This is a genomic window from Quyinboa ferrireducens, assembly GCF_042436675.1.
Taxonomy (GTDB): domain Bacteria; phylum Bacteroidota; class Bacteroidia; order Bacteroidales; family UBA5342; genus JBHJHP01.
This window is the reverse complement of the sequence record NZ_JBHMVA010000032.1, coordinates 1-5,481: the sequence shown is the minus strand read 5'-3', so window position 1 is coordinate 5,481 and position 5,481 is coordinate 1. Positions and strand designations below refer to the sequence as shown.

The following is a 5,481-nucleotide window of genomic DNA, read 5'->3' as shown; positions in this document are numbered from 1 at the left end:
AAATCATTGTCAAGATAGAAATCAAAATTATAATTCTGTTTTTCATGGTAATCGTCTTTTTTGCATTACACACAACGTTCCCGCGGTATGGTGTCGTGCGGTTGGCTGTCACACGCAGTGGAGACTGTCACGCCGAAAACGACGACATACGGAATGAATTTTGCAAGTTAAAATTAACCGCATGCACTATGACCGCGTGTTGGCTGTAGTTTTTTCTTTATTTCAGTTATTAGATTTAATGGTAACTTGTAAGTTTCAAATTTAGAGTTTTCATAAGAATCAGGTTTCGATAACTCAAAATTGAAAAATACACACAACTGGATATTTCCCTTTTGTTCAAGTTCTCCGAATCGTTTAGTGAAATTTTCTAAATAGTCGATACTAGTTTGGAGTGAGTCTTCTTCGATAGCCAATAAAGTTTGGCTTAATTCATCTATATTTTTGTAATATTCTTTTATTACGGAAATAACAGAAATTTCTTCTGGCTTTTGTTTAAAATCATTTTTTAGTTGAGTTCCCCATTCTTCATAGCTATCTAAAAGTTCTTGTTTAATAAAAGTTGGATTTAAATTATATTTTCTATTGTAAACGTTTTCTTGAATTTCATTATTTATTGAAAATGTAATATTGTTGATTGGAAGTCCACAATGTTGAGCATAATTCCTTAGTTTATACATAAATCGATATTCAAAAGAATTGTCGTATAGTTTAGTGGTTTCATTTTTAAATTTTATGAATTCAGGAGATTGTTTACCATATTTTCTCTTCAAATAAGTTTCTGTGTGATCTAAAAATGTTCGTCCAGAACTTAAAAAGTTTAAAAAAAGGCGGTTCGCATTTCTTGAAATGAATTTTAGTTCTTTTGGATTCTCATCTAAAAGAGCTCTATCAAGTTTTAGTTTTAGAAGTTTATGAATTGTCTGTTCAAATAAATTATTAAATTCAAGAAAATTAATTATAAATATTGAGTGTAATTCTTGTTGAGACTTAAATGCAAATAAGTTTTTAGTATGCTCACTCAAGACAAGAAATTCACTTTCATTAATTGCCCCGTTTAGTTTAATCTCTTGATTAGAGTTATCTATCTTAATAGTTCCTAATCGATATCCTTTCATAATTCATTTTTTCATTCCGCTAAAATTACAGCCAACGTGTCGCGTATATGCTGTCGTACCGCCATTCTTATCTAACAGCACCACCTTTTATTAAAATCACTAAAATAAAACATAGCACAAACTTATCAAAATAGCGGGCGGTATGCAGTATATACGCTGTTGTAAGCCGTATTTATTTATTAATCAACGTTTTATTCATTTATCATATACTCGAGTATTAATCGAAATTGCAAATCTTTTGGTGTCAGATTTTAATATCTTCAAAGCATCTGGCAGTGCGTATATTGTATTTGCAAAACTATCATCATTACGGATTTTACTGTCTTTCATTTTCCAATTGTATACCATTTCACCATTCCGCCTTATCCAAGATGATATTCTGTTAAACCAATTTTTAAAATCACTTCCTAATCTGTCAACACTAGTTTGCGGAGAAAGAATCAAATTTGGCATTTTATAATCATATTCTATTTCTCCTCTTTTATAATAGAGAATCGGAGAATTTTCATCATCGATCATTTTGTTAAAATCATTTTGCTCTTTTTCTTTTCTCCAATGTTCTTTTGTAAACAAAGACTTCACTAGTCTAATATGTGATGATGAATCTATTTTTGGTTCATTGTTTAACCATTTTAATTTTCCTAAATCGCTCTTCCAAATACAAATCTCAAATTTTGATTCAGAATCGGGCACAATTAAATCTTTTGAATCAATCCACTCGGTCAGTCGATTATTCTTAATCACAGAGAATTTAATTGAATTGTCCTTTGAAATCTGAGTTATCAGTTTGTTTTCATCCTCAATCGTAGAAAAAAATTCTATCTGTGCCATCTATTAATTTATCAAATCAGTTAATTGTTTGTAGTATCGTTCCCAATATGGCTTACAACGTTCCCGCGGTATGCTGTCGTGGCAGTTTCTTTCCAATGGGAAAGGAACTGTCAGGACAAAAAGTGCCAGGCAGCGAACGTTGAATTATTTTGTTTAAAAGTACTGCCATGCAGTATGACCGCGTGTTGGCACCAGTTATTTACTTATTATTATTTAAGAATTAGTTTTTGATAATAATAAGATTCATCTTTATTATAAATTATCAAATACATACCACATTCTTCATCTAAAAGATTTATTGTAGCTTCATTATTAAGAAAGTTAATACTATATATTAATTGCCCTTTTAAGTCAAAGATCCTAACATTACTAATTTCAGAACTTTCCTTTATACTAATTATCCCATTAGTAGGATTCGGATAAAATTGAGCACTTTGGATATAGTTTTTAGTTGATATATGATTCGTATTTAAATTGATTATAAATTCTTCGGTATAATTTATTCCGTAAACCAAATCAGATATATTTACATAAACACTATAAATACTTTGGTTATCAATATCAAGATATTTACTTGTTTTCAAAACATTATTCTCAATTATGAAATTATCATTATCACCTTGGTTTAGTCCTTCTCCTGAAGCTAATGTATATTTGGGAAAATGCAGATCTTCATTGTATGAAAATATTTCTTCAAATTTCCTTTCACCATCATTTATGGTATAACCATAAAAGAGATGAATTTCTCCATTTTCCGGATTATAAGAACTTGTTCCCCAGTCTATACCATGCAATTCGTAATCCCAAGTGTTAGGTCCTACTTCTACATCAACACTATTATCCTTATTTATGGAAATATATAAAGTTACATCATCAAATGGTCCTAGGTAAGTTGAACATGTATTGCTATCAACTGGAGTAAGCTTTTTCTCAAAATCTTCATGGTCTATTTGTATAACACCAATTCTTTCATAAGTTAAATTTGATATATAATATCCATTAAAAAAATTATTGTTTGTGGTATTTCTTGAAAACTCGCCAATTAAAGCACCTTCATTAATAGGTGGTTCAAGATTTGCCAATGAAAATTTAGTTAACCCACTATTCCTTCCAAGCAAATCTGTTGATAGAATTAATTCAGGGTAGTCTTCATTTTTACTTTTACAATAAACTAAGCCATAAAATGAATCATTAAGTTCTATTGTTCGCTCTGTTTCTCCAACAATTATTTGATCAGGATATTTATACCATTGATAGGTTATTCCAGGCTCATTTAATACACATCTCATAATTCTGATATTCCCTTGGTTGGTCTGATGAGGCAAAATAATGTTTTTTTGAGGACTGTAAACTACCCATTCTACTTCATCAAAGTCTAAGTTTGTTTCAGTAAGATCATTAAAAGTTAAACTATTTGAGTATAAAAATAACCACTGAATGTTTACTAATCCTGATAAATCCGGCAAATTATTTAAATTATTTCCTTGCACACAAAGTTTTCTTAAATTATTTAAAGTTCCAATCTCCGTTGGAATACTGACAATTTTATTATCGTCAAGACCTAAATACTCCAACAAATCCAAATTGCTTATTTCGGATGGTACATTCTCAATATCATTAGCCCAAAAATCTAAGTAAATTAATTGTTTTAAATCTCCAATAGAATTGGGGATAATTGATAATTTATTCCATGCTAAATTTAGGTAGCTTAATTTATTAAGGTTTCCTATTTCTGATGGTATTGATGAGATTTCATTATATTTAAGATTAATAAATTGAATTTCTGTTAGATCACCAATTTCAGGCGGAATATTACCAATTAAATTCACATGTCCTAAATTTAAACTTACTACACGTTGATTCTTAACTTTTACTCCTTCCCATCTATAAATGGGGCCTTCCAACCAAACTGAATCCTCTCCGATATGCCAATTTTCACCACCGTTCGTATTGTATATTGAGACCAATGCTAACGAATCAGATTCTATTACAAAAGATTTATCATTAATTATTTTAACTCTATTTTCATAAAACAGTTTTAAGTCTATTTTCGCCTTTTGAATTTTGTTAATTTTAACTTCATTTGGTAATACTCCATTTCCATAAATCTTTTGGACTTTGTCAACTTGTGAGTATCCTACTATATTAAATGTTAAGAATACGAACATTAATAAATTCTTTAGGTTTTCTTTCATAATTGTTAATGTAATTTTCTTATTTTAATTGGTGCCAACGTTCCCGCGGTATGGTGTCGTGGCAGTTTCTGTCCGATAGGATAGGAACTGTCAGGATGAAAAGAGCTGGCTGCGAACGTTGAATTATATTGTTTAAAAGTACTGCTATGCACTATGACCGCGTGTTATAGGGCGTTTTTTATTTAAATTCTAATTTTGGTTTTCGTAAATATCTAATTGTAATCTCAATCCAGTTTTTTTGATTATTTCCATTATTGTCAATGAATTCAACGATTCGATATTTATAAATCTTTCTAGGACTCACCGTAAAGCCTCTCAATTGGAAATTATTTTCCTTAAAAGGATTTATTTTTTTCTCACTAGTATTAGGTTTTCGAACTAATGTTACAGTACAATTATCTTTTTTAAAATGATTTTGTATTTCAAATCTGTATGTTTTAAATAGATGCTCATAAACCATTTTAAATGAGAACGCAATTAAAATTATGAAAACTATTAGTTCTAATATTGTCAATATATCTTCTGAGGTCATTTTGTCTTTACTTTTTTGATGCCATCATTGCAAAATTCAAAAATTAAATCTTTCCCACTTATCTCTGATTCATTTTGCCAATTTATTATTGGAACATCTTTAAATATTAATTGAATTTGTCTTTGTTTATAAATGAACTCACAATATTCAGATATTGATTCTCCATTGTCAATATCAACGGCATAATCAAGAAATCCTAAGTCTTTAATTGTCCCATTTTTAATCATTAATATTTTTTGTCCCCAACTATACTCTGCAGCAACTTCAATCATAATTATTATCAGAGAATTGTTTTGGTTATGAAAGAATTTTGGTTTAAGAATCATTGCATCAGATAAGGTGTCTTTTGCAGAATAAAGAATTTTATGATTGTCTTTTGATTGAATCAAAAATGATAAATTGTTTTCATATCTACCGTTATAAAACAGGAATGAACCTACGTCATATTGATAGTAATTTTTAAACTCTCCATTATCAATTAAAGATTTATCAACTGTCCATAATTTTATTGAATCAGATGTATTTTGTCCTAATGCAAAAACAGAAAAAAGAATCAATAAATTAAGCAGGATGACTTTCATAAGACGCTGTTTTTAAATGCCCTATAACGTTCCCGCGGTATGCTGTCGTGGCAGTTTCTTTCACCCGTGAAAGGAACTGTCAGGACGAAATAGCCCGACTGCGAACGTTGATATGTTTTATTTAAAAGTACTGCCATGCAGTATGACCGTGTGTTGTGCACAGTAATTTATTTAATTCTCTTAAAATATCCATAATCAGAAAGTTCTGAAACCTTAACGGAATCTCT

The 5,481-nt window shown here is 29.7% G+C and carries 4 protein-coding genes; all 4 read right to left on the bottom strand.

The features are described 5' to 3' along the window. Positions 1-173 precede the first annotated feature (173 nt). The 4 genes from ACE01N_RS19960 to ACE01N_RS19945 all read right to left on the bottom strand — a co-directional run bounded on the left by ACE01N_RS19960 (position 174) and on the right by ACE01N_RS19945 (position 5,254). Positions 174-1,115, bottom strand: coding sequence for a hypothetical protein (locus tag ACE01N_RS19960; RefSeq protein ID WP_380592754.1), 942 nt, complete (start codon positions 1,113-1,115; stop codon positions 174-176). A 195-nt stretch (positions 1,116-1,310) separates the two neighbouring features. After that, complete coding sequence (locus ACE01N_RS19955) at positions 1,311-1,946, bottom strand: hypothetical protein (RefSeq protein ID WP_380592752.1); 636 nt, start codon at positions 1,944-1,946, stop codon at positions 1,311-1,313. Between the two features lie 209 nt (positions 1,947-2,155). Further along, the gene (locus ACE01N_RS19950; protein ID WP_380592751.1) at positions 2,156-4,141 is read right to left on the bottom strand and encodes a leucine-rich repeat domain-containing protein; all 1,986 of its coding nucleotides are present in this window, start codon (positions 4,139-4,141) and stop codon (positions 2,156-2,158) included. Positions 4,142-4,669: 528 nt separating this feature from the next. Continuing rightward, positions 4,670-5,254, bottom strand: a complete 585-nt coding sequence (locus tag ACE01N_RS19945; protein ID WP_380592749.1) for a hypothetical protein — start codon at positions 5,252-5,254, stop codon at positions 4,670-4,672. Positions 5,255-5,481: the final 227 nt, after the last annotated feature.

Coding starts and splice junctions, on each gene's coding strand:
- ACE01N_RS19950 (WP_380592751.1), bottom strand. CDS start 4,141: ATGAAAGAAAACCTAAAGAATTTATTAATGTTCGTATTCTTAACATTT.
- ACE01N_RS19960 (WP_380592754.1), bottom strand. CDS start 1,115: ATGAAAGGATATCGATTAGGAACTATTAAGATAGATAACTCTAATCAA.
- ACE01N_RS19955 (WP_380592752.1), bottom strand. CDS start 1,946: ATGGCACAGATAGAATTTTTTTCTACGATTGAGGATGAAAACAAACTG.
- ACE01N_RS19945 (WP_380592749.1), bottom strand. CDS start 5,254: ATGAAAGTCATCCTGCTTAATTTATTGATTCTTTTTTCTGTTTTTGCA.